This window comes from Cohnella panacarvi Gsoil 349 (assembly GCF_000515335.1).
Taxonomy (GTDB): Bacteria; Bacillota; Bacilli; order Paenibacillales; family Paenibacillaceae; genus Cohnella; species Cohnella panacarvi.
Genome location: NZ_KI911563.1, coordinates 4,207,935 through 4,230,955, shown reverse-complemented (window position 1 = coordinate 4,230,955; position 23,021 = coordinate 4,207,935). Strand labels below are relative to the sequence as shown.

Annotated in this window: 23 protein-coding genes and 1 pseudogene; 9 read left to right on the top strand and 15 right to left on the bottom strand. The window is 40.9% G+C overall.

The window, feature by feature from the left end; all coding sequences use genetic code 11:
* Positions 1-99: 99 nt before the first annotated feature.
* The 3 genes from COHPA_RS0120295 to COHPA_RS0120285 form a co-directional block, all read right to left on the bottom strand.
* A complete protein-coding gene (locus COHPA_RS0120295) occupies positions 100-288 on the bottom strand; it encodes a hypothetical protein (RefSeq protein ID WP_027087979.1) in 189 nt (62 codons plus the stop codon).
* A 33-nt stretch (positions 289-321) separates the two neighbouring features.
* Complete coding sequence (locus COHPA_RS0120290; RefSeq protein WP_027087978.1) at positions 322-729, bottom strand: DUF6075 family protein; 408 nt, start codon at positions 727-729, stop codon at positions 322-324.
* A 132-nt stretch (positions 730-861) separates the two neighbouring features.
* Positions 862-1,041, bottom strand: coding sequence for an aspartyl-phosphate phosphatase Spo0E family protein (locus COHPA_RS0120285; RefSeq protein ID WP_027087977.1), 180 nt, complete (start codon positions 1,039-1,041; stop codon positions 862-864).
* Positions 1,042-1,205: 164 nt separating this feature from the next.
* On the opposite strand from COHPA_RS0120285, the gene COHPA_RS0120280 reads away from it, so the two are divergent.
* Positions 1,206-1,418, top strand: coding sequence for a helix-turn-helix domain-containing protein (locus COHPA_RS0120280; protein WP_035119698.1), 213 nt, complete (start codon positions 1,206-1,208; stop codon positions 1,416-1,418).
* A gap of 456 nt (positions 1,419-1,874) precedes the next feature.
* Here the strand turns inward: COHPA_RS0120280 and COHPA_RS25725 are convergent, their stop codons facing one another.
* From COHPA_RS25725 to COHPA_RS0120265, 4 genes are all read right to left on the bottom strand, one after another.
* Complete coding sequence (locus COHPA_RS25725; protein ID WP_169733285.1) at positions 1,875-2,054, bottom strand: hypothetical protein; 180 nt, start codon at positions 2,052-2,054, stop codon at positions 1,875-1,877.
* Complete coding sequence (locus COHPA_RS26545) at positions 2,014-2,166, bottom strand: DUF6061 family protein (RefSeq protein WP_425393715.1); 153 nt, start codon at positions 2,164-2,166, stop codon at positions 2,014-2,016. The genes COHPA_RS25725 and COHPA_RS26545 overlap by 41 nt, the downstream gene beginning before the upstream one ends.
* Before the next feature lie 16 nt (positions 2,167-2,182).
* Entirely contained in the window at positions 2,183-2,491 is a 309-nt protein-coding gene (locus COHPA_RS0120270; RefSeq protein WP_027087975.1) for a DUF6809 family protein, read from the bottom strand.
* A gap of 138 nt (positions 2,492-2,629) precedes the next feature.
* Positions 2,630-2,809, bottom strand: coding sequence for a CopG family transcriptional regulator (locus tag COHPA_RS0120265; RefSeq protein WP_027087974.1), 180 nt, complete (start codon positions 2,807-2,809; stop codon positions 2,630-2,632).
* 221 nt (positions 2,810-3,030) lie between these two features.
* On the opposite strand from COHPA_RS0120265, the gene COHPA_RS0120260 reads away from it, so the two are divergent.
* The 4 genes from COHPA_RS0120260 to COHPA_RS0120245 are packed head-to-tail and all read left to right on the top strand — an operon-like array spanning position 3,031 to position 6,390.
* Entirely contained in the window at positions 3,031-3,264 is a 234-nt protein-coding gene (locus COHPA_RS0120260; protein ID WP_027087973.1) for a helix-turn-helix domain-containing protein, read from the top strand.
* Between the two features lie 15 nt (positions 3,265-3,279).
* A complete protein-coding gene (locus COHPA_RS0120255; RefSeq protein ID WP_027087972.1) occupies positions 3,280-4,212 on the top strand; it encodes a DNA cytosine methyltransferase in 933 nt (310 codons plus the stop codon).
* Positions 4,209-5,177 carry a DNA cytosine methyltransferase gene (locus tag COHPA_RS0120250; RefSeq protein ID WP_027087971.1) on the top strand — a complete coding sequence of 323 codons (969 nt, stop codon included), beginning with the start codon at positions 4,209-4,211 and terminating at the stop codon, positions 5,175-5,177. The genes COHPA_RS0120255 and COHPA_RS0120250 overlap by 4 nt, the downstream gene beginning before the upstream one ends.
* Positions 5,137-6,390: an HNH endonuclease gene (locus tag COHPA_RS0120245; RefSeq protein WP_027087970.1), complete on the top strand. Its 1,254-nt coding sequence runs from the start codon at positions 5,137-5,139 to the stop codon at positions 6,388-6,390. Before COHPA_RS0120250 ends, COHPA_RS0120245 begins: the two co-directional genes overlap by 41 nt.
* A gap of 318 nt (positions 6,391-6,708) precedes the next feature.
* Here COHPA_RS0120245 and COHPA_RS26540 read toward each other — a convergent pair.
* Positions 6,709-6,858 (bottom strand): annotated as a pseudogene (locus COHPA_RS26540) (RHS repeat-associated core domain-containing protein); the annotation flags it as partial.
* Positions 6,859-7,069: 211 nt separating this feature from the next.
* Between COHPA_RS26540 and COHPA_RS0120240 the strand changes: the two are divergent.
* The 4 genes from COHPA_RS0120240 (at position 7,070) to COHPA_RS0120225 (ending at position 11,616) form a co-directional block, all read left to right on the top strand.
* Positions 7,070-7,927 carry a hypothetical protein gene (locus COHPA_RS0120240; protein WP_027087969.1) on the top strand — a complete coding sequence of 286 codons (858 nt, stop codon included), beginning with the start codon at positions 7,070-7,072 and terminating at the stop codon, positions 7,925-7,927.
* Between the two features lie 110 nt (positions 7,928-8,037).
* Positions 8,038-9,558: a tyrosine-type recombinase/integrase gene (locus COHPA_RS0120235; protein WP_027087968.1), complete on the top strand. Its 1,521-nt coding sequence runs from the start codon at positions 8,038-8,040 to the stop codon at positions 9,556-9,558.
* An 11-nt stretch (positions 9,559-9,569) separates the two neighbouring features.
* Positions 9,570-10,670 carry a tyrosine-type recombinase/integrase gene (locus COHPA_RS0120230; protein WP_027087967.1) on the top strand — a complete coding sequence of 367 codons (1,101 nt, stop codon included), beginning with the start codon at positions 9,570-9,572 and terminating at the stop codon, positions 10,668-10,670.
* 16 nt (positions 10,671-10,686) lie between these two features.
* Positions 10,687-11,616, top strand: coding sequence for a tyrosine-type recombinase/integrase (locus COHPA_RS0120225; RefSeq protein ID WP_027087966.1), 930 nt, complete (start codon positions 10,687-10,689; stop codon positions 11,614-11,616).
* Between the two features lie 145 nt (positions 11,617-11,761).
* Here COHPA_RS0120225 and COHPA_RS24650 read toward each other — a convergent pair whose 3' ends face one another.
* The 7 genes from COHPA_RS24650 to COHPA_RS0120190 all read right to left on the bottom strand — a co-directional run bounded on the left by COHPA_RS24650 (position 11,762) and on the right by COHPA_RS0120190 (position 22,863).
* Positions 11,762-13,150 (bottom strand): toll/interleukin-1 receptor domain-containing protein, encoded by a 1,389-nt coding sequence (locus tag COHPA_RS24650; RefSeq protein WP_169733283.1) that lies wholly within the window; start codon positions 13,148-13,150, stop codon positions 11,762-11,764.
* Positions 13,151-13,219: 69 nt separating this feature from the next.
* Complete coding sequence (locus tag COHPA_RS26535) at positions 13,220-13,507, bottom strand: DUF2726 domain-containing protein (protein WP_425393714.1); 288 nt, start codon at positions 13,505-13,507, stop codon at positions 13,220-13,222.
* 405 nt (positions 13,508-13,912) lie between these two features.
* A complete protein-coding gene (locus tag COHPA_RS0120210; RefSeq protein ID WP_156926709.1) occupies positions 13,913-14,470 on the bottom strand; it encodes a PIN domain-containing protein in 558 nt (185 codons plus the stop codon).
* Between the two features lie 132 nt (positions 14,471-14,602).
* Positions 14,603-17,170 carry an SNF2-related protein gene (locus COHPA_RS0120205; protein WP_027087962.1) on the bottom strand — a complete coding sequence of 856 codons (2,568 nt, stop codon included), beginning with the start codon at positions 17,168-17,170 and terminating at the stop codon, positions 14,603-14,605.
* The gene (locus COHPA_RS0120200; RefSeq protein ID WP_027087961.1) at positions 17,163-18,380 is read right to left on the bottom strand and encodes a ParB/RepB/Spo0J family partition protein; all 1,218 of its coding nucleotides are present in this window, start codon (positions 18,378-18,380) and stop codon (positions 17,163-17,165) included. Before COHPA_RS0120200 ends, COHPA_RS0120205 begins: the two co-directional genes overlap by 8 nt.
* A gap of 54 nt (positions 18,381-18,434) precedes the next feature.
* On the bottom strand, positions 18,435-21,251 hold the full coding sequence (locus COHPA_RS0120195) for a DNA-directed RNA polymerase subunit alpha C-terminal domain-containing protein (protein WP_027087960.1): 2,817 nt from the start codon (positions 21,249-21,251) through the stop codon (positions 18,435-18,437).
* A 445-nt stretch (positions 21,252-21,696) separates the two neighbouring features.
* Positions 21,697-22,863, bottom strand: coding sequence for a tyrosine-type recombinase/integrase (locus COHPA_RS0120190; RefSeq protein WP_027087959.1), 1,167 nt, complete (start codon positions 22,861-22,863; stop codon positions 21,697-21,699).
* Positions 22,864-23,021 lie beyond the last annotated feature (158 nt).

The following is a 23,021-nucleotide window of genomic DNA, read 5'->3' as shown; positions in this document are numbered from 1 at the left end:
GCAACAAATCGGCTGATTTCAGTATACCGGATTTTGGAAGGTTGAGGTAGGGTGTCCCGCGTCTATAAGAAAAGGGAATCGCGTGGATTCCCTTCCGGATCATCGGCTTCTGAACGCTGCTTGCTCCCACGTCCGCAAAACAAGCCGTTCGATTTTATCACCGAGCGTTTCATTACCGATAAAGTGACATTTAACGATATACAAGCTTTTCCCCAACTGCATCTCGTGCATCGGATCGCGGTCGCAGTCTGCCGGAGTCGATGACAAAGGAAGCTTCTCTTCGTTCATCCGCATCTCTCCCTTCCGTAAATCTCCAAACGCTCACCGCGTGCGTTCGGCATGGGGCCTGATAGCGGGTGTCAGTTGGCGAGCATATTCCGGATAGCGCAGCCGTACTGCTTCAAAAAAGTAGGGAGCTGCTTCGCAATCAAACAGCTCATACGGGGTTGAATACCGTTCCTCGCCCGCTTGGCTCCAGCCGTTCCAGAGATTAAACGCCAACCGACAGATACGTAGAGAACCTCCGGTTTGCCAGGAAGCAGCTAGCCCTTCCGGTTTAATGCCTCCATCGGAAAAATCGAACAAGTCCTGAATATGGGCGCGGGTATCCTTCGACAGTCCCAGCGTGTAAAACAAAGCGCGATGGTAGCTGTCGGTACAACGACGTTCGGCTAACATTCGATAGTAAAAAGCTTCATGCCGGTCGTCACGAAAGACGGGGAACTTCATGATCTCGCTCTCCTCTCCCAAAATAAAACGGTTAGTCGGAGGGCTTCTCCAAACAAAGCCCTCTACTAACCGTTTCATTTTCGCGCCCAAATCAGACACCTCTGTGCCAGTTACCTTAAAAAAACAGGGATCTCAGCCTTGCGTGACCTGCGCTCCCGTTTTGACCGCTTGATACACATTCAACAGACGATCGAGTTCCCTGGATTTTTCAAGCATCGTCGGACTTGGAAGACTGTCATGCAAGGCTTGCTCATTCAGTTCCCGGCGAACGCTTTCGATACGCGCCAGCAGTTCTTCGACTCCTTTCACCATGATGTCCCCCTTCGCCGACCACATCGTTCTGGCTCGCCCCGGCATGAGTAAAGGCGTGTATAGAAAATTCTAGTGTATAACACACTGAAAGTAAATAGCGGATTATCCACTGAACTATACTCATCCTGAGGTGAGTGCTTGTGGTCTACGAACGAATACGTAACATGCGTGAAGATAAGGATTTATCACAGGAGCAGTTATGCGCGCATCTGAATTGCAAACAGCGGACGTATAGCGATTACGAACGGGGAAAGCTCGATATTCCGACAGCGCTCTTAATTGCATTAGCCGATTTCCATCAAACGAGTATCGATTATTTGCTTGGCCGCACGGATCAAAAAACGCCTTATCCGCCCCGCGTGAAGAAACGCTCTTGACTCTGGCAGCCCTTCCTATTGTTCCCGGCAGGTGCTTTATGGCGCCGTGTAACGGTGCAGCAAGCACTGAATTTGGTCTCCCAAATTCGCTTGTTGAGGGCTGCGCCTCCAAGCCCCCGACGATGAGCGACGTGACGCTATCGAACTTCACTGTATTGGAAGAAAGTGTGAATGGATGATTGCGAACTGATTCAAAAGCGACGGGGGAATGAATGGATGAATCTCGGCTGTCGAGAGGGGTATTAGGGGCTTCGCCCCTAACAAGCGAATTTGGATATCCAAATTCAGTGCTTGCTGCAACTTCGGACATCGTCCGAGGTTGCCTTCCGGGCATCTGCCGGGAAAAAGAATAAGGGAAGTGTCCAGTGACGATGCTTTCGATTGTCATCCGTCCTGGCGGTCGATTGACCCGAAAGCTCCCTCTGCCTTTTACGCTTCCCTCAATGAAAGTTGGCGTTAATCACCGCGCATCATGATTTCTCTCGCGATAGCCTGCGCATAGGCCTTATCTTGATAGTGAGCTTCAAGCTGCTTTTCCAGTTCATTTTGCTGTTTCAGGTATTCCCGGCTGTATTCCTCGGCATAGCGCTTCAAATTAATTGTTGAGAACCAACTCGGCATAAGCAAATGGCTCATTCTCTTTAAGCCAGATCAACCGTGAACGCGCCGATGCATGCATATCATAAATTGCTTCGATCTCGGAGCAGTTGAGGCGACGTGTTGTTCCATCCCCAAATACAACCGTCATGATATCGCTGCATTCATTATAGTGACACGCCCGCAACTTCATTCGGTACCAACGCCTCACGCTTATCCATGATTTCTATGATCATGTTGGCACCGAGCTTGAATCCATGAACAAAGGCAGCTTCAACATGCAGACTGTTCACGCTCACACATAAATCGGAATACTTTTCAAGCTCACGAAACATCTCGTCGCTGAGTTCTTTTCTCCATTTTTCAGTCATAGCGCCAAGTTGTCGGCTTAACGGCCGATATTCAGGATGAGTCGGCACAATGATCTCCTCGGGATGAACTTGTCCGCGGTACAGGGCTTCCAAAATCAATTTCATGGTCATCCTCCCATCATTGTCATCGCATCGCTTGAATGAGATTCCTGCACATGGTAGGATATTTATGCAGTCTGCTCACGTAGCGATTGCGGGTAGGAAGTAGCGGTGTTCTTCGCGGGACTCACGCTGCTTTCTTCTTTATTTTTGGAGCTCGTCATACACCTTTTCAATTCCTTTGCGAATAACATCGGAACGGGTTGTTTTGAGCTTTTCGGTGCAAGCATCAAGCTTGCTCAAAATCTCTTGGTCGGCCCGTACTCGAATCAATTCGCTTTTGGGCTTGTCAGATGGAGGACGCCCCATCTTCTTGGACGGCATCGCTTCACCTCGCTTTTTTTGTGTCCACAATAAATATATATTTGTAGCAACAGAAAGTCAATGTATGTTTCCAAAGCTACGCAATCATGGCAAAGTCAAGCTAAATATTTCTCGCAATATCATTTCAAATACAAGCTTTCTATTATATTTATACTATTATTCTTGCATTTAAGTTTTTTTATATGCTATAACGAAAAAAACCTCACTTTGGGGGAACTCTTATGAGCGTGTGTTACAATAAACTTTGGAAAATGTTAATAGACCGAAGAATGAAGAAAAAAGATCTTCAGAATCTTGCGGGGATAAGCGCATCTCTAATAACAAAGCTCGGGAGAGAAGAACCTGTTACTACAACGGTCTTGATGAAAATATGCGCTGCTTTGGATTGCGATATTGGAGAGATAATGGAGATACTTCCCGGAGCCCCGAAGCAACGTGGGGAAACTAGCAAGTAACAAAGGAGCATACGCATGAAGATAGTATCATTATTTAGCGGCGCGGGAGGCTTGGATTTAGGGCTGCTTCAGGCTGGTCATGACATTGTATGGGCAAACGACATTGATGTTGACGCTGTCACAACCTATAGTAAAAATATCGGCAACCATATTGTCTGTGCAGACATCAAAGACATAGATATTTTGGCAGTACCAAAATCGGATGTAGTGGTCGGCGGATTTCCGTGTCAAGGGTTTTCCCAAGCTAATCTTCTAAGAACGATAGATGACGAGCGCAACCAGCTATATAAATTTTTCTACAAGATTATTAAGCACACCCAGCCCAAGTTCTTTATCGCTGAAAACGTCCGGGGGATATTGAGTCTTGGTGGTGGCGCAGTAATAAAACGAATTACTTTAGATTTTGAGGAAGCAGGATATATAACGTCCGTAAACTTAGTGAATATGGCCGATTATGGTATTCCGCAAACACGGCAAAGGGTTATTATTATTGGTCAACACAAAGATGTTGGTAAAGAAATGCTATTTCGCTTTCCGCAAAAAACAAACGGAAAGAACGGAGAACCGCAACCTTGGATACCAATTAAAGCGGCCTTACAGCATTATCCAGAACCGAACGAACCCAATAGTTATTTGAATCATATCGGCTCATCGTATAAAGTCGAATATCGCAATTTCACAGGTCACCGTGCAACCGATCCTTCGAAGCCGTCTCCAACGATATTGGCACGAGGAAATGGTAAAGGAGGAGTCTGCGCTATACCTCACTACAATGGAAATAGACGTTTGACGATCAGGGAAAGTGCGACAATACAGACTTTCCCAGAGACGTTCGAATTTATCGGGCACATGAATTCCTGCTATCGACAAATTGGCAATGCAGTACCTGTAAGGTTCGCGCAATTTCTTGGTCAAGAATTAATGAGATTGGAGCATGAATTAGAATGAAGATAGTTTCCTTGTTCAGCGGAGCTGGTGGACTTGACCTTGGCTTTAAAATGGCCGGTCATGACATCGTCTGGGCCAACGATCTTTATAGCGATGCAGTAGAAACATATCGCACCAACCTTGGCGATCACATTGTCTGTGAAGATATATTCTCTGTGAATGTTGAAGATGTGCCGGACTGCGATATTGTCATTGGCGGATTCCCATGTCAGGGCTTCTCCGTGGCAAACATGAAAAGAAATATCACTGATGAGCGTAACCAGTTATACAAACAGTTACTGAGAATTATTGAAGCTAAAAAGCCTAAATTTTTTTTAGCTGAAAATGTAAAGGGTATTTTGAGTCTTGGCAAGGGACACGTTTTGAGAATGATCTTAGATGATTTTTCAAATATAGGTTATAACGTACAAGCAAAACTTCTTATGTCAGCAGATTACGGCGTTCCGCAGTTACGCCAGCGAGTATTTATAGTCGGAGTCAGAAATGATGTGGATTTTTCATTCGACTACCCGACACCTACGCACAGTTCTGACGGACAAGATGGACTTCCTTGTTGGATAAGTGTCGGAGATGCGCTCGCGAATTTGCCAAGTCCAGACGAACCCCATAATCTTTCTAACCATGAATATTCAAAATACAAATTGCGTTTTAACGGTTATCTTGGGCACAGGGTAATTGATCCGGAGAAACCTGCTCCGACTGTAACAGCTCGTGGAGACGATAAGGGCGGTGTTGTGGTTTTACATCACCCCAACAACCAGCGGCGTATGTCTTGCAGGGAACTTGCCACCGTTCAAAGTTTTCCTCTAGACTATGTTTTTTCTGGAAACCGTTCGTCTGTTTATAGACAGATAGGGAATGCGGTTCCCCCGCTATTAGCGTTTGCCCTAGCAAAACAATTCAACGATTATCAGGAGAGATACTATGTTGCTAAAGAACTACATACCTCAAAAGCCGTTCCCTGATTTCAAGTGGAAATGGGCAAGTCTACAGTGTACTGAGGGGCTGAATGATCCTGTAGTGTTGCTTGGCGTGCTTTTTCGAATGAGGAAATTGGAGGAACGCGGGTATAAATACAGTTCCGATGAGTTTGCCAAGGAACTACTTGAACTCTCCAATGATATCAAAGATTCTGTGGGTGTTGATTTGGCTCGAAGAACTGGTGAGCGCAATCTTATCCGCAATTCTGGGCAGTATTGGCGGGCCGTAGGACTTTTAGAGGAAGGAGATCATTCAGGTAAAATTCGCTTGACTAACTTTGGACAGAGAGTTGCTGACCACGACATATCTCAGACCGAATTTTCAGCAATAACTATCCAAACATTTAAATTACCGAACATCCATATTCAAAATGAAGTGGAATGCCAACAATGGTTTGATCATGATCTTACCATCTATCCTCTTCGAATAATATTGACCGTTCTGCGTGAGTTGCAGAAATTGGGACAGGGTTACATCACTACCGAGGAACTTATACGCATAGTTATACCACTTTCCGGCAGTAAAGCTGAGGTTACGGATTATGTGAATTTTATACTGTGGTTTAGAACAAAGCAGATTACGCTAATCGGATGGCCAGATTGTGCTCCGCGTGACAATGACCCACGAATCGCGAGGGAATACTTGCTATTCTTGTCGCACTACGGTTATGTAAACCGTCTTGAAGGAGCAACGCGAATGGACGAACGCTATACCTACAACGACACGATTGCTGCCGAAATAGACTCTATTCTCGCTGAACCACCGAAAGATGAGTCCCTGCAACTAGCTGTTGAACATATCAGAAAGACAGACATCGCCTCCGAGATGGAGAGAAAACGAGTTCAGGTGCAACGTGTGAGCAGACCAAATCAGGCACGATTCAGAAAAGAAGTTCTGAAAGAGTGCGAGAGATGTGTGATTACGAATGTTGCCATGCCGGAAGTGTTGGAAGCAGCTCATATAAAACCGTTTAAGTACAATGGGGAAGATACGGTCGCTAACGGCTTTGCGATGCGCATGGACATCCATCTACTTTTTGACGCAGGGCATTTGCGTATATCAGATACAGGCGAAGTTCATTTATCCACACGCGCAAGAATGGACTACGGTGCGACTGTGCCGCCGAGAATTGTTCTTCCCGACTATACTAACAGAGAGTTCTTGCGGTGGCGGTGGGAAAACTACAATGGTATTTAGGGGAAAGACGCCGAATAGATCGGCGTCTTTTGTTTCAGGCTACAAAATGCGAACGGACTCGGGTGCCGTTCGCTTCTCTTTTCCCTGGCTGGTTTTTGAAGGCAATACGAGACGAATGTCTCGCCGTATTGCACTTGGTTGCCCACCAAATTCGCTTATTAGGGGTATCCTCTCTATGCATTTCAACAGTGAGCCCTACCGCTCATAATCTCTCGCAACATGAGAAAGGCCACATTCCAGATCAATATGGAACGTGGCCCTTCATGCCGATTTGTTACTGATTCCCATGTTTTTCAATACACCTCGTAAAAAACAGAATACCGGGTTGTTGTGCACGTAGGTGTACAAATTCAACGTTAGAGGATTATCAATCTGCCCTTCATACGTATCCTCATTGATAAAACGCCCCATAGTTGGATCGTACCAGCTAGTCCGAAGATCCTGCAAGATCGTAGCGTGATCCCAATGTCGTAAGTGTAACTGGTTGCCGAATCCATTGCCACTCTACAGGCGTCTTTTCGTTACACAAGGCGCTTTGTACGATATTTCGTATATAACCCAAGTAGAGGTCTGCTCCAAAGTGGATTTACCAAATATTTACCGTATAAGATGTCTCAACCTGTCCAAGAAAACTTAGTTGGACTAAGAGTTTTTATCGAGTATTTCAAGCTGCGGTATCATGATTATTGGTGATGAACTTATGACGTCGGATCCGATAATGTACAAGACAAATCGCGATGCAGTAAATGAAATTTACAGCGAGTACTTAAATGTGATCCAGATGGATCATCCCGTACAAAGCGTATTAGTTGAGGCAAGAAATAAGCTTCTTAATCTTTGGCACTATGAGTTGCTTATTCTGCAGAGCTCTATCAATCAGTGGAAGATGCTACTGAACGATCCCAGTCTTAATTTCAGACGGGGATTATGTGCAAAGCTCTATAAACTAAAACAGTCAGATATCATGAAACAGTTAGACTTAACGAGTGGTGCAGTCAGCAACTTATTTAATGAATCTACAAAACCAATTTGGCCGCGGCCATTTCAACTTAGCGTTCTCTTTGAACATCCATGGCAGCTTGTCAATTATGAGTTTCCTGACCCAAATTCTTATCATGAGTCACCAGAGTATTTTGATGATGGAGTAGCTAAAAAAGTACACCTTAAAGATCTGGCAAACGAAAGATTAAAAGTAACGAGCATTCACGGATACGTGATTATCGATGCCCAAAAGCTATTCCAGCAGGAACTAACTGCTGTTACAGGGCGCTGGGTAACGACGTATCCTGAGTTTGATTACTTTGAATTCTTTTTAAGTAACGAACCATTAATTGATAAGACACTTCGGGAAACACTCCAAAAACCTTTCCCTGAGAGTAAACACATGATTACAACTTACCGTCCCTTCAAATCTTTAACGAAACGCGCATTATGGGTCATTATTCCTAAAAACGAAGCGCTGCCTTCGTATGAAGGAATGCTTCACGAATTAATAGAGTATCGTGAAAAAACTGAGTACCATAAATTGAAATCTTAAGTTTACCATCGCAATCAAATATGCCGTCTTAGTTAAACTAAGAAATCCTGCTTCCCTTTCCATTCATGTCAAAGCTGATTAGCAACAAGACTTGAATGGAGGAAAACCACGTGGAAAACAACGAAATAACCCCCTCAAACAACCCCTTACAACACCAGATCAACGATCTGGTTCATGAAGAAACCCAAGAATCTTTTCGGCAGAATCCTTATTTTGCCGAAAAGATTCTTGACCCCTCTGGTATGTTTCCGACTCTCAGCGACGATCATGATATTAGAAAAGTCACGCGGGAGATGGTGGAAGACATGCTTTATGCGCGGCAACTACAACCTGCTAATCAAAATTCCACGGAGCATATTAATCTCGGCCCTCAAGGCATTAATCAATGGGTTTGGGACAATAAAGTAAACATTGAAGATGGTATAGCATCTTTAATTTTACGGGAATATCTATTGCTAGGAATGAACAATACACCAACTGTGTTCTTCTATAAATTTCAACTAGTCCGCGACCTACTAAAGCGTGCTGCTGGATATTATAAAATCTCGACGATACAGGTTAAAGATGAGCAATTGCTTAATCCTGATTTTATTATCTACGCAATTGAGCAACCGTATGATCATTCACGTGCGTCAATGCTTTTTCGTTATTTAATGAAAAAATCAATTGAATCGAATTTGTTAGATAAGAATATCACAATAAAAAAAGCCCCTCTTAGAAAGGCTAATTTGCATCCACGTATCCTTGAATATCGTGTGCATCTTGAAGCTAAGGGCTTGTCTTGTAGTCATATCCAGAATGCAGTATGTGACGTTAATCAGCTCCTCATCTGGCTCTGTGCAAACTTTCGTATGTTTGCAGGAACTTCACCAGATGGAATTTCCATTCTTCAAATTGGAAATGTCCATTTAATGGCTTATCGCACGTACAAGATGATACAGGTCCGAGAAGGCCATTATAGCCTGATCAATTTCAGCCAATGCATCTACAGAATACGAGCGTTTTTTTGCTATTTATATGAACGTTTTGGATTTGATCCCCCCCTTCAACGTTTTCGGGCAATAAAAGCCCCCTCGTACAAACCTCGGGATATTCCAACAGATCAACAATTAGAAGCTTTTTTTCAGGTAGTAGATCGTTACGCAATCGATCCTGTCCGTGAGCATCTTGGATACCGCCTAATGTTAGATCTTGGACTGCGAGTTTCGGAGGTCTCGCGAATTAGATGGAGCGATATCAACCTAGAAACCCGAACAATTGTCATCCGAAGTAAAAAGAAAAAGAACCACTATCTTCCCCTTGCGGGAAAACTCTATCCGCTTCTATTACAGTTCCAAAAAGCGCCAACATCTAAATACTTTCTTATGGGTAATCAGCCTCAATCCACTGGACACAATTTATATCTAAATTATAAATTGTATGCCATGATAGCCGGTTGGCCATTACCTGGTGGTGTCCATTTGTTCCGACATTTATTTATAACGCGACTGGCTCAAAAAGGAATCTTGCCTCAAACCATAAAAGAGCTTGCACGCGTGTCAAGACTTGATACGGTTGGCTTGTACATGCATATAGCCCATCAAGATCGAATCATGATCAGTCAGATCAATATGCTAAACTACGAAACGTGAGGCGTTAATCAATGCCAATATATGATGATGCTATCGATAATGAGGCGTTTCTCGAAGCATCTTTTTCTCAACTTGCAGACCAGTTTGGACCTGAGACGTTTCAGCGCATACTCCACCGATTCGTACCTACAAAAAATAATGATGTAACTGAACGCAGTGAAGATGTTCTATTAGAAGATGCGGCATCTCACTATTTTGGAAGTGACCTGTACCTTAGCTTAGCGACGTCTTCACAAAAAGCATATCAATATGAAATGGATCTTTTCTTGCGCTATTGCCGGCGCTTTAAAGGCTCCATTCCTAAGCTTAGGGAAGTTGCTTCTGCTGTTTTTTTGACCGAATATTTGGCCCCCGTTCAAAAGCTAAATACACGCAATAAAAAAGCTGCTTTTTTACGGAGTTTTTTGAGAGAGGTTTTTGAACATTTTTTTAACAGCGATATCAAGAAATTAAAACGCACGCTGACAATTGAAATTGACAGAAACCGTGAGCCGCGCGCGTTTACCAAAGCACAGCTGGATGAGCTCCTATGTAATGTCAGACTAGGCCGTGAATCGCATCGCAACTTCACGATAATATGGACCTTTCTTGGCTCTGGCATTCGGTTAAGTGAGTTGCTACATTTACAAGTTGAGGATATTGTACCTTCCAGGCAGGAAATTCTGGTTCGCGGGAAAGGAAAAAGAGGATATAAGCAGCCCAGTAAAATGACCAAATCTTCGCTTGATATCCTGCAGGCATATATAAGATTTCGCTATGGCGGTGTGACGGAAGCAAATGATTACCCCAAGTTGTACATTTTTTCCGATGACAAGGGCAATTCTCCCCTTCATGAGAGTACGATTCAAAAAATGATCTCTTCCTTGATTGCTGAGGCACGTTCGATTCCGGAGTCAGACAAGAAGCCCTACCAACTTTCCGTTCATTCGTTGCGGCACTCGTTTGCCTTGTACTTACTGGAGTCAGGTGTAAACCTCTATTCCATCAAGGAACTGATGCGCCATGCTTGGCTGAGCTCAACAGAAGTCTACTTAAAATTATTTGACAGCATGCTTGTTAAAGCGATCGACCAACATCCCCTCGCCCAACTTAAAGCAAACGATCTATTTTGACATAGGGAGACGATATATGGAGATTTTACGTCAGTCCGAATATTTTAAGGTTTGGAGTGCGCATTTTTCACTGCGAAAAAGTACGAAAGTTAAATATATGACTGCCTTAAAAAAATTTGATTCTTTTATTATTAAAGAAGGCTTCGAAGGTACACTTGATTTTGACAAATTCCATGCTAGTCGTAAGCATCCCGATAGATTTCAACCTATTCAACGGAAATTCATTGACCGCTTCATTAGTGATTTGCGAAGAAGCGTTCATGTCAAGGACAGTCTGATAGCATCGACTGTAACTGCGCTAAAACATTTTTTTGGATTTCTCAGCGATATGGATTTAATTCAACACAACCCTATGCAAGGTTATCCGACTCCGAAATATGAACGACCAATTCAAAACACTGCGTTATCGAGAGAGGAGTGTTTTTCGCTCCTCAAAGCTGCGTTCCGTAAAAACCCATTCTATCGGCAGGAATTTGTTTTTATTTGGTTCATGCTGATAACAGGTTTACGCATATCTGAAGCCCGCTACCTAAAGCGAAAAAGGTTAAACTTAGATACACAAATCGTGCAAGTATTTCAGGCTCAGAAAACAGAGAAGCGCTCTGTTGCAATATCAATTGAACTAGCCAAAGAGCTTGAACGATATGTGCAACATCCTGAGTATTTGAAATATGCAAATCAGGGTGAAGAATTATTATTTGCTTTTAGGGGTAAAAGAATGACCTTTAATACAGTTAGGCAGCTATTGTCCAACTTAACTCGTGATGCAGGATTGACCAGACATATCCGTGCACATGATCTCAGAAGAACTGCAGGATATTTGATGCAAACCGGTGGCATGAGTATCGTTGATATACAGCATCAGTTACGCCATCAAGATTTGGGAACCACCCTGCGTTACGTTCCGCCATTAGCTGATATGGCCAGAATACTAAATGATGAGTAAATGCTTAACGATTTGTAAAAATATAATACGCGGCCATATAGGAACTTTTGGCCGCGCAAAAAACTACACTTAATAACACACCTGCTATTACACCACTATTTGACGTGAAACTGGCTTGTATACCAAGCTATTTAACTCCAAAGGGTCAATATGCAATGAGGTCATTATCAAATAGATCCTTCATGTCTTCCATCGGTTGTAATTTTTTTGAGATATCTTCAATCTCCGCTAATGACAATGAACTTTTACAATCCCGTAATAAGACGACTAATGAGCGTAGAATCATATCCACCTCACCATTATGGTAAAAATCTGCTGAAAGCGAATCTTGTCGCTCTTTGATTTTTATGCAAATATTCTCCTCTGTCAGCCCTTTAATAGGCAACTTTGATCCGATGTAACCAAAAACACTATTACTTAATTTTGATCTAAACAAAGCAGTTCTTAGCGCCTCATAAAGGCCTTTTACAGTGTGACCAGGTGTAAAAGAGTCAAAAATAGTATAGAAACTTTGAATATCCTGCGCTACATCGTGTAGTTGTCTAACATCTGATACGATGGTTGATTTTGCTTGATTATATTTCCTAAATGCTTTTATGTAAGCTGGATAAAAATTATCAACGATCAAACAAAGTTCTTCTGCCTCCGCAGAATTCAGAAGAAAACGATTATTGGGAAATTGAACGGAGTATGTATCATTGTTTTCATTGTATCCAACAAGAAATCCTCTTTTACAGTCTTTTGAATTTGTGTTCAGACCACGAAAAAGAGTTTCTATTAAATTTCTCCCATGCATTGTTATCATACAACCAGCTAAATCTTGTCTTGAAAATAAAAAAAGGCATGAACCCAAATCGTGTTGGTTAGGTAAAAATGAGTTTAAACTAATAAGCTTGCCATTATGTTTATGACTTTTATCATCGGATACATACATTTGGTTAAAGTACTGGGATTCCTTAATACCTAATGGGATAATTTGCTCCTTTGAAGATGAACCACTCACCCTCTCCACATTTTGCAACTTAGCAATGACGTAGTCAGGAGCATCCCCAAGTGGCGGTTCTTCATGTTCTGATGTCTCATAAATTGCATAAATTAACTGCTTGTATCCTGATTCAAAGAGTACTGTACTTGATAAATCAATGTAAATCATGTGTTCCATGTATGTAGGAATATAAACATCTCCAGTGTTACTACGCTGTGAAATGATAGGTATAAATTTTCGTTGGTCCACCTTGGTAAATGTCTTGCTGGAAATAATCTGAGATTCTATCCCAACTCCGCCTTCACGTCGATCCGCTTTGAGTTTATAGTTTTCATCACAAATAACTAGAACCTTAGTTGTATGTTCAGAAGTGATAGCTGCCTCCATAAATGCAAATCGATCTTGGCCAGGTTTTAATCTCCATTCATCAATAAAGGCATCAATACCATCTTGTCGAAGCCGCGATGCTAAATCTTTCACCCATTTCTTATGTTCTTCAGATGTCCAACAGTAAGATATAAAAACTGTAGGCACAGTATATCTTTTCAAAACCTTCACCTCTGAATTGTATGATGACTTTGTACTAGGTAGCATCTATTAACATTATAAGGTATTGCGTTATATTTTCATTGTGAAACTTAACCTTGGCTGAGTAAAATCACATCTTGCCGAATGTGATCTGTAGATATCTGCAAGGCGTTTGAGCAGCCGGGCTTCCTCGCCACTCTCACTAGTAGCCAACCGAAGAATAGGAATATTGTATTTAGCAAGAATAGCATCCTTCATCCGGTCTCGTTCCAGCTGCCTGGGGTTACTCGTATGAAACGCATAGCCGTCTGCTTCTACAACCATAATCGGCTTCTTGTCCTTATTGTTAAACATAAGAAAGTCCGTATGTGTTAAAATGTTTCTCCAACAATTGTGCTATAACATAAATCGTAAACTGAAAAGTTCAGGTGATACTTCTACCTAATCGCTTTTCATCACATTCTGTACATATAGATAACAATGCAATGTCAAATGAATCGCGAAGGTAACGACCATAAATATTACTACCCTGGCGATTACAAAAGTCGCAATTATATATCAGATGTGTAGGCTCTAATATTCTTTGTTCCCACTCTTCGTCTTTCCAACGAGCGTCTTCATCTTCAAGATATTTAATAACTGCCTCATTCCATTCTTCCATTACTTTCAAAGCTGCGGGTAGTGAAACCCAATATTTTAGATCACCTCTATGTATTAAATCACTTAGATCCGGGTGTAATTTCGTTTTTTCATTATGATCACCAAAATCATTACAATTACTACTTATAAATAATGTCTCATAGTAAGTTGCTTTCTCTGCGTACCTAATACGCTAAGGAAAATAAGTGCATCACCCATGCTTGCTTTTTTATTATGAAAGGGGGCTTGTCCTTTAAGACTCAGTTCAACAGCTTGCTTGTATATGAACAAAGAATCATTGATTTCGATTCGTAGGGTTTTGGGATGATTGATTATTTGTTCGATTAAATCTATTCGCTCATCTGTATCAAATTTTATCTCATCAATCTTTTCTCTCAAATATTGACTAACAGGTTCCAAGTATATTTCTTTAGTAGTTTGATCTGTGTCATTATATATTTTATTAATCGCACTCAGACTAGCTTTAAAATTTTGAAGCTCCCTCGAATCAGATAAATTGTTTTTGCGCTTGTTCCATTCGAAATAAACCTGCTCTGGCAATATCAGTTGAATCGCACCTTTTTCAACAAGGTCTTGCAACAGTTCTAGAAGCTTTTCATCTAGACTTCCATTCGCCAGGTCTAGCCAAACACATGTATCAATGGCAACACTTTTCGGCAGTATATTCACTTTCCATTTCATTTCCTTCCGATGGTCATCAACTAGTCTATAAAACATTTTCAATGTCCCGTGTGATTGTATTAGCAGCATTTAGTGGTATCAAACTTGATACCACCTCCTCATTCCAACCTAACCGCAGAGCGCGGGATTCATCTATAATCTAAGATCAGAAAATATAAGTTCTAAATCTTCTTCCGGTGTACTACCTCGTTCAAGCATGTTGTTCTCAATCGCATCTAACATTATCTGCTCTTTTTCCTTTAGACGGAGATATATCCTTTCATCTAACGAATATGGATCTCCATCTTTGGTAGAGAATATCTTCTGTGTGAAAAAGTATTGGGTGTACTGATTGTTTGGCAGTCCTAGGCGATGGATACGATCTTTAGACTGCAGGAGATGTACGAGATTATAGCTGTACTCGAAATATATAGCATCATGGCAAACAGTGTGCAACGACACAGACTCAGCCAAAGTATGAGGGTTAGTAATAAGGACATCAAGCTCACCTTTGCGAAAAGCTGATAAAATCACTTGACGCTCATCCATACTGATCGCCCCATAAATGCATGCAGTTCGAACCCCCGCTGCTTCCAAAGCCCCCTTAATATTCATCATAGAATCAAGAAATATGCACCAAATTATTACAGGTTTGTGCTCTCTATAAAGCTGTAGGGTAACTTCTATACACGCATCAAATTTTTTTGTGGTTTTAATATTATTTATGAGAGAAAGCACATCGTCGGAAAAATCCACATAATCAAATTGCTCTATATCACCTGAGATATCTAGAATATCCGAAAACTCCGACAAGTCGAGTGACTTTAATAACATTTGTGGATTCGATTCCAACTGCAAAAGACGAATGATTAGGGCAAGTTTATTTTTTGCGTATTTTAGCAGCAATATATGAAACAATTCGTTTTCAGGGCTACTGGCCATTACTTGGATAAGAGAATCTGGATTTGCATCAGGTACTTGTAATTCCTGTTTAGTTGTACGGCAAAAGAACGGCTGAATCTTCTGGTTAATAAACGAAATATCATCTGTGCTTGGGTCTTTCAATTGTGGAATGGTAAACCCAAAAAAATCAGCATATTCATCGTAATATAGAATATCCAAGAGGTTCCTAATGTCGGTGTATGAGTTTGGTATTGGAGTGCCTGTAAGTGCAATTGTGTAGCTAGAATCCTTTGCTACTTCAAGTGCATCAGATGCGCGGCGACCATTCAAAGCTTTCACTTTATGTACTTCGTCAAACACCAGCAATGTTTCTGCATCAATTAGTTTTTTGATTTCTGTCAAGTAAGTACCTAAACTCTCATAGTTAAATAACAAAAGATTCTTATTTCCTGTATCATATAGAATTGCTTGCTGTTTTTCTTTGGTGGATCGATAGCCAAGATCTTGTATGCTAAACAATTGAACCTGTTGCTTCGTATCAAAACAGGCTTTGAATTCATCAACCCATGAGCCAAAAGCATTTTTTGGACCAACTATAACAACTCTTTTGACCAGACCTTTTGTTTTCAAATATGCGTATACCCCTAAAACAGACGCCGTCTTACCTGATCCAGGGACAGAAAAGTTGCCGGATTTTTTCATGGTACACATGAAAAACGAATCCCACATTTGCTTGTCTCGAAGTTGTCGATAAAAAGCACAATCGACAACCGTTTTGTATTCAGCAAACTGCGCTTGCACAATAGGATCTTGATTTTTAATAGAAAGCCCAACATTTGCTCGCTTTTCAATATACATTTCTCGGCTTGTGATATAATCACGTAGTCGCTGCGTGGTAAAAAAGCGATAAGCTCGCTTCTGGGCATCTTGCTCTAGAATACGTATGATTCTCTTATAACCTGGATATGTTAACCTACTTTTAAATCGAATAACTTCTTCATTGCTCTGTTCCAGGTCAACATATTGCCTGAGTCGCAACTTATAGACAGCATTATTTAATAGAAGCGAGGGTTCGATCTTAATCTCAAGCTTTAACCCATCGTCATAATCCAAAAGGAGACAATTGGGTTCTAGCTGGGCAGTGTCGACAATAACCTTCCCTTTGCTGTGAGAAACAATTTCTTGGTAAAGAGTTAGGCTCATATCACAGACGAGGATATTTTCAGCCTTATTATTCCAAATACTTCCAAAAGTTTCTTTGCTTTTTGTGATTTTGGAGTAATCAAAAGTTGATGCCTGCCAACTGCAGGTAATGTCAAACGATTCGTAGTTGGTATTATAAGCTGCCGATGTCTCATTGTTTGATCCTCGAAAGCAGATCACATCACCAACTTCATCTTCCATGACTCCAAATTTGTCGTGAAAGATCCCCTTACGCGTAAAGGCAATCTTAATATCAATAATCCCAAGTGAAATCAAATAAGCAAGATTAGAGATACTGCGCTCTTCCTCTAGAGAAAGAGATTCTCTCAGCTTTTCTAACAGTCCTTGATTGACCTCTTCCCGCAACCGGTATCCTTCTTTGATTTGCCGATAGTCATCTTCTGATATTTCCGCCGAAACAATCATGCGACACTTGTTTCCTCGACGCGCAAACACTTCTAAACCTTTGGCATAGTTGGCAAGTGCTTTGGCTGAAAAATAAGCAGTAGCCCTGTCATAACTAATACACTCTCGCAAAGTTGGGGTATAGAAAGAAACGCCAACATCGTCTTCATAAGAAGAATATGTTGCTTTCAGTAAAAGATCCTTAAACATCGAGTTCTCCCCTAATGCTATCTAATAACCCTTGAACCAAATCAAGTTTTTCTCGGATATCATCTTTTAACTCATCCGACATTTTTTTAAAAATATTCATATCAATTGTATCAAGCATTTCGTACGCTTTTTCGACTTGCTGCGCTGGACGATTTCTGCTGGCATCACCATCTGCTTTGCTGATCCACTTTTCAGTAGATCTCGCGAAATCCGATTGAATTTCTTTCTTTGCTCGAATATGTTCATTGATAACTTTTTCGGTTGTAATTGGGTGCTGCTCCAAAACATCGCAAACTTTTTCTGTCAAATCTAATTGTTCAGCAAGATATTCATCCAGAAGTCTGGAGTTTGATGCAATTTTACCAATTTTTCTTATATATCTATTTGTATCTCCAACTGGTGCCATAAGTAATTGAGCAAACACATTGTTTTTCAAGTCCTCACGACTTTCATCATTGTTCACTTTGCTTAACATACTGTACAAATCTTTCAATGATTCGGAGAGATTCATGGTACGAGCTAAATAGAATTGTTTCGGAGCGTTAATGAACTCCAAAAATTCTACCATTAGTTTTGCTTTTTCCACCTCACGCTTGATATCCGCTTCTCCTTGATTAACGCTGCTGGCATACTCCCGTATTGTAAGAAGTTTATTTTCTACAATGTCATTATATATACCCACTAATCGATCAATCGGATTATAGTCAACAGGTTTGTCCACACCATGCTGAAGCAGTAATTCTAGCATTTTGATTTGTTTAGCATTGTGAGCAATATCGTGTTCTAAAATAACAGCTTCAAAGTATTGTGTTTTCCCAGTTATTTGTTCCAGATTACGCAAGCAAGTGAAGCGCCGATTACCATCAATGATTCTGCCATCAGTCAATACTACTCCGGCCTCTTGTTGTCCAATGAGTTCGATATTATTTTGTGTTTTTTTCAATGCTTCTGGATTGCTTTCGGTAATAAACCCTTGAATGATCCGGTTATATTGTTCTTTATCTTCCGAGTCCATATGAAAAGTCCCATTTTCTGCTTTATACTGACTGATCCAAGTAGCAATACGATCATTCTGATCATTATAATAGAGCTGATCTAGCCGGATTTTATATACGGTGTAAGTTTGTATATGATTATCCACCGAAAGCTTTTTTGTCAATGTTGTTGGTATTATGCTTCTGTTTTCAATGCCTTCTTTAAGTAAGTTCATTTGGATAGTGCCTCCTCATATTTAACATGTAATATCTCATCAAAAATCTGCAGGTTAAATTTCCTCAAAATATATATCGTAGTCAGCGTAAACCTTTTGAGTTATTGTGTCATAGTACATTACGCTACCCTTAATCGCTTCGACTATTTTATACCATTCAAGACGTATGTTGTATTCACTTAGTAGTTTTTCAACCAGCTCGCGCACATCTAAAGATAGTGATTCATTGGAATACAGAATCCATTCCAAAAAATCGACTAGGGATACATTCTTACTATCTCGTCTGAAAAGTTTGTTCTTCCCCATTCGACGACAGGAAAAATGTTCTTTATCTTCTGAAAGTAGTGAAGCATAAAACCACTCGTCAAACCCAAGCTCATCGAGGATATGGGTAAACCCTTTTTCTCGCAATGAATATACAGTAAAATATTGTGAATCAACTGCTTGATATGCTCTGTGGCAATAATCCAGTATGGATTCCTTTTCTACACCAGCACGATTTAACCGACGAAAATGAACATACTTTAATGGTGCATATTCTAAAATTTCATACGCTGCTTTTAGCTTATATAGCTCACCCGTATACGCTACTGTGTTTAGCATTTCCTTAGGAAATGACTGCGCATCTACGATATCCTCTGTAGTAAGAATCGCACGAAAGTACTCCGTTGCAGATGAATACTGGTCTTTAATTGCATAGTTCGCATAAACCCGAAATCCAAGTGCCTTAAGCGTGTATGGATTGAGCAGTTTGGGATCGTCCTGTGGAAATTCGCGCACGTACATCTTCCGAATATCGGACAAGAGATAGAATTCACTGGACAATAGTTGCTTCATTTTGGCAGCCATTATATCAGAGAGCATTGGCACATCTATTTTGTAAACTCCCGAATAAAAATACTGATCGAAGTTTTTCATGTAGTTGGCCAGCACTGTTTGTGACAATACGCCGTACGCTTGCTCATAGGCTGCAGCAAATTCTGTATTTCTAATCGGAGCGAGAGCCAACAACATATCCATCAGCTGAGTATCCCTGTCTGCTACCCCGAACTCTATGTTTGGCATTCGCTTGAAGTGTATATCTGGATATTCATCCTCTGAACATATCTTTTTAAGTAAATTATGCAACTCATATTCATCCTGAATGTCATAATCACTCATCAACTCTGGATATTCTTGAAAAAGCTTGCGTGTTGAGAACTCCACATTCATATAATCATTCAAATTGAGGCCATTAAAAAGATCCGTGTAATCATAAGCGTCAATATTGTAGTAGCGAAGTTTTTGTCCATATTTCCACAGAACATGGTTACTTGCAGCTAATTTGTTGGCATACCCTCGATCCATCACCGAAAACTTAGGATTATCTTGCAGATTTAAATCTTCTAGAAGCATCTTATATAATTGCGAAAACTCTTCAAAGGTAAGGCCTTCAACACCCGCTGTACGCAATATGTATTCACTAAGCTCGGAGCGACTACAGAGAACTCTCTCGCTACCAAGAACCACGTAATTTTTATATATTATTCGTTCTGCAGCCTTTTTAAAGTAGTCGGGAAAATCAGAGTCCGTTGCCAACTCATCTATGGAATATTCCCCTTTATTATAAGCAATAGCAAGGTAATTATATGTTATCTCCGATTCCTTGAATCCTATAAGAAAATCTTTTTTTGTTATGTCGTATTTCTGATAAACAAGCGCATATAAGTCCTCACTCAGTGTAGGCGCTTTACGGATACATTTGGTTTCAATTTGCTGTATTCGTTGTCTCGAAAGACTTAAATCATTACCAATGCTATCCAATGTCTGTCCGTATAGTCGCCCAGTTAAAACAGCACATTCTTGAGGTTTTGGCAATGAAGCAGCATATTCAAGAGCGGTTGGATATTTCCGCCTATACATCTGAGCGTGTAAGCAAAGTAAATTACCGTCCTGTATCAGTTCTGATAAAAGACTATCCACTAATACTTCGTTCTGCAAAAATGAAGGTAGGGAACTCACCAAATGAAACTTATCTAGTCCATAAGGGTTGGATTCCAGTTGCTTCAAAAAAGTGTCTTTGATTGCACATCTCAAAAGGGATAACCCATAAAGTTCAGATATCAGCTCCCCATCTATCTCCACAGCTGAATCCGCTTTAACAAACCTACCATTACAATTCTCAACCAGCGCAAGAATGTCCTTATATAACTGGCCTGCATGAACTCTTACCGTCTTAACAACTTCCTGTACGATATAAAGACAAAGCTCATCAGTTCCGGAAACTGAATCATCATTTGGGGAGCTCTGTGCAGCAGGTGCTGGTTCAAGAACAAGTAGATTTATGGCTTCAGTTATTTCTTTCACGCTCTTTGCGCCCATATTAGGAATTGCAAATAGGTCAGCCTCAGTCTTATCCAATAACTTGGAAATATAGTCAATTCCAGCTCCTTTTAAACAGTTAAATGATCTCTTTGATAGCTCAATGTCTTCTATAGGGACGTCTCGATATAATAGACCGTCCTTTCCAATGAACAGCGCAACCAACTCGTCTTCTGTCTTTCGTTCTGTATTGTAAATCAAAGGATTACTCTCAATAATTTCTATCTGCTCAATCACTTCTATAATTTCTGTTATAGTTTTAACGCCCAAGTTCTTCAGTCTCGGAAAGTTTTCTTTTGGAAAATCCATCAGATCGCCCACGCAATAGATGCCTGCTCTACGAAGGGCGTGATACGCTCTTGTGGATAGGTTCAATTTTTCTATTGGATCTAATCGCGTCATGTAGTTCACTACATTCCCCTCGTTTCGCAAAAGAATTGCATAAAGAAAGCGGCTGTACACTAAAGTTAGGGCTTGATTAACTTTCTTTTTCTCCATCAAAGGTTGCATTCCCTTCTATTCCCTCCCTAAATTTTGACACAAAATTACTCATTCCCCTTAAATTAGACATCGCATCGATATCGAGTTGATAATAGTTATCTAGACAAAAAAGAAAAAAGCAGCCATCACAAAGGTTTCTCTGCGACAACTACTTTCTCAGTTTAAGACCCAAACTTGCAAACCGAGATCTTCCTAAAACAAGAAGTTCATCGGTAGCTATGTGGAAGAAATGATTGTCTACAACGAGCATCTAGAAGTCACCATTATGGTCCCGTTGTGGATTTGGCATATGGAGATGAGGGGCTTATGAACCCCTTTCTGGGCGAACTCCTGATTTTATAAGCCACAGTCACGCCCTGCTACCGGCTTATAAGGTTCGAACTACTCCAGTTGAATTCAAATAATAATCCATATTTACAATTTAAGCATATTTTTACTAAACCTATTTCTCGAATCAAATTTCCCGAACGTCAAGTAATCGATTAAACGTGTTTGCTGCCGCATGGTCTGCTGTTCGTAATGCATGACCATAAATATTCATAGTCGTTCTAATGTCAGCGTGTCCAAGGCGACTTGATATAATCTTCGCATGTACACCTTGGTTGATAAGCAACGTTGCAGACGTATGACGTAAATCATGGAATCTTATTCTCTTTAAACCAACTCTATGGATGAAGCGTCTAAACCAAGTTCCTGGTGCTGTGTGATAAAAAGGCTTTCCAGTTTCAGAAAAGAAAACGTGAAATTCCACTCCGCCTTGCCAACAGTCCCCGAGCATTTTTCTTAATTGTACAGCATGAACATAATAAGCCCGTAGATCTTCAAGAAGAGAGTCCGGAATGGCGATTTTTCTCTTCGAGTTTTTTGTTTTGGGCTCTTTCAAGATGTTTACTCCCCTGCTGTGGCTTAGTGATTGAATCACTTCTATTGTACCTAGTTGTAGATCTAAGTGCTTCCATTCCAAGCCTAACAGCTCTCCGCGCCGCAATCCTGTAGTAAGCGCTAATGTGATCATAATACGCCAATGGATAGGCTCTTTCTCTAGAGCTTGAAAAAGTAATTCAACTTCCTGTTCGCCATACACATCGACCTCGTGGTCTTGAATTTTAGGCCGTTTAACGGCGGAAACAGGATTTAACTTTATGATTCGCCACTCCACCGCTCTTTCAAAAATATCTTTAAGAATCCTATGTACAAATCGAATCGAACTTGATGCAAGCCCTCCGGATTTACCATCTTTGCGTGATCCTTCTCGAGATAGCTCGTCCAATAAAACCATAATGTGTATTGGTTTCAAATCTGAAATCCGGCATGTACCAAAACTTGGAAGGATATGATTCTTCAGCATGATGTCATAGGTCTCTAACGTTTTAACTTCAAGATGTTTCTGTCCGTATTTTTCTCTCCATACTGCAAGGAAGGTATCGAAAGACATTTTTTCAGGAGCAATATATTCCCCAACTTCTACTTCGGTTTGAAACTTAACTAACTCCTTCTCAGCTTCTCTAATGCCCTTTGCCTTTACTGTTTTAGTACGTTTAACTCGCTTCCCCTTTGCATCATACCCAACTTCGACGATCAGCCGATATGAATCTTTTCCCCGCTTTTCGATACTTGCCACGGCACTCAACTCCCAAATTGAGAAAATGTATTATTCATCCTCTCCAGTTCAGGGGCCAATAAACGGGCAGATTTTTCTTTTCGTCCCCAATCCGTCCCCAAATCATGAAAACGCGACGAAAAAATGCATTCAAAGAAAAAGAAACAACAAAAAAACCC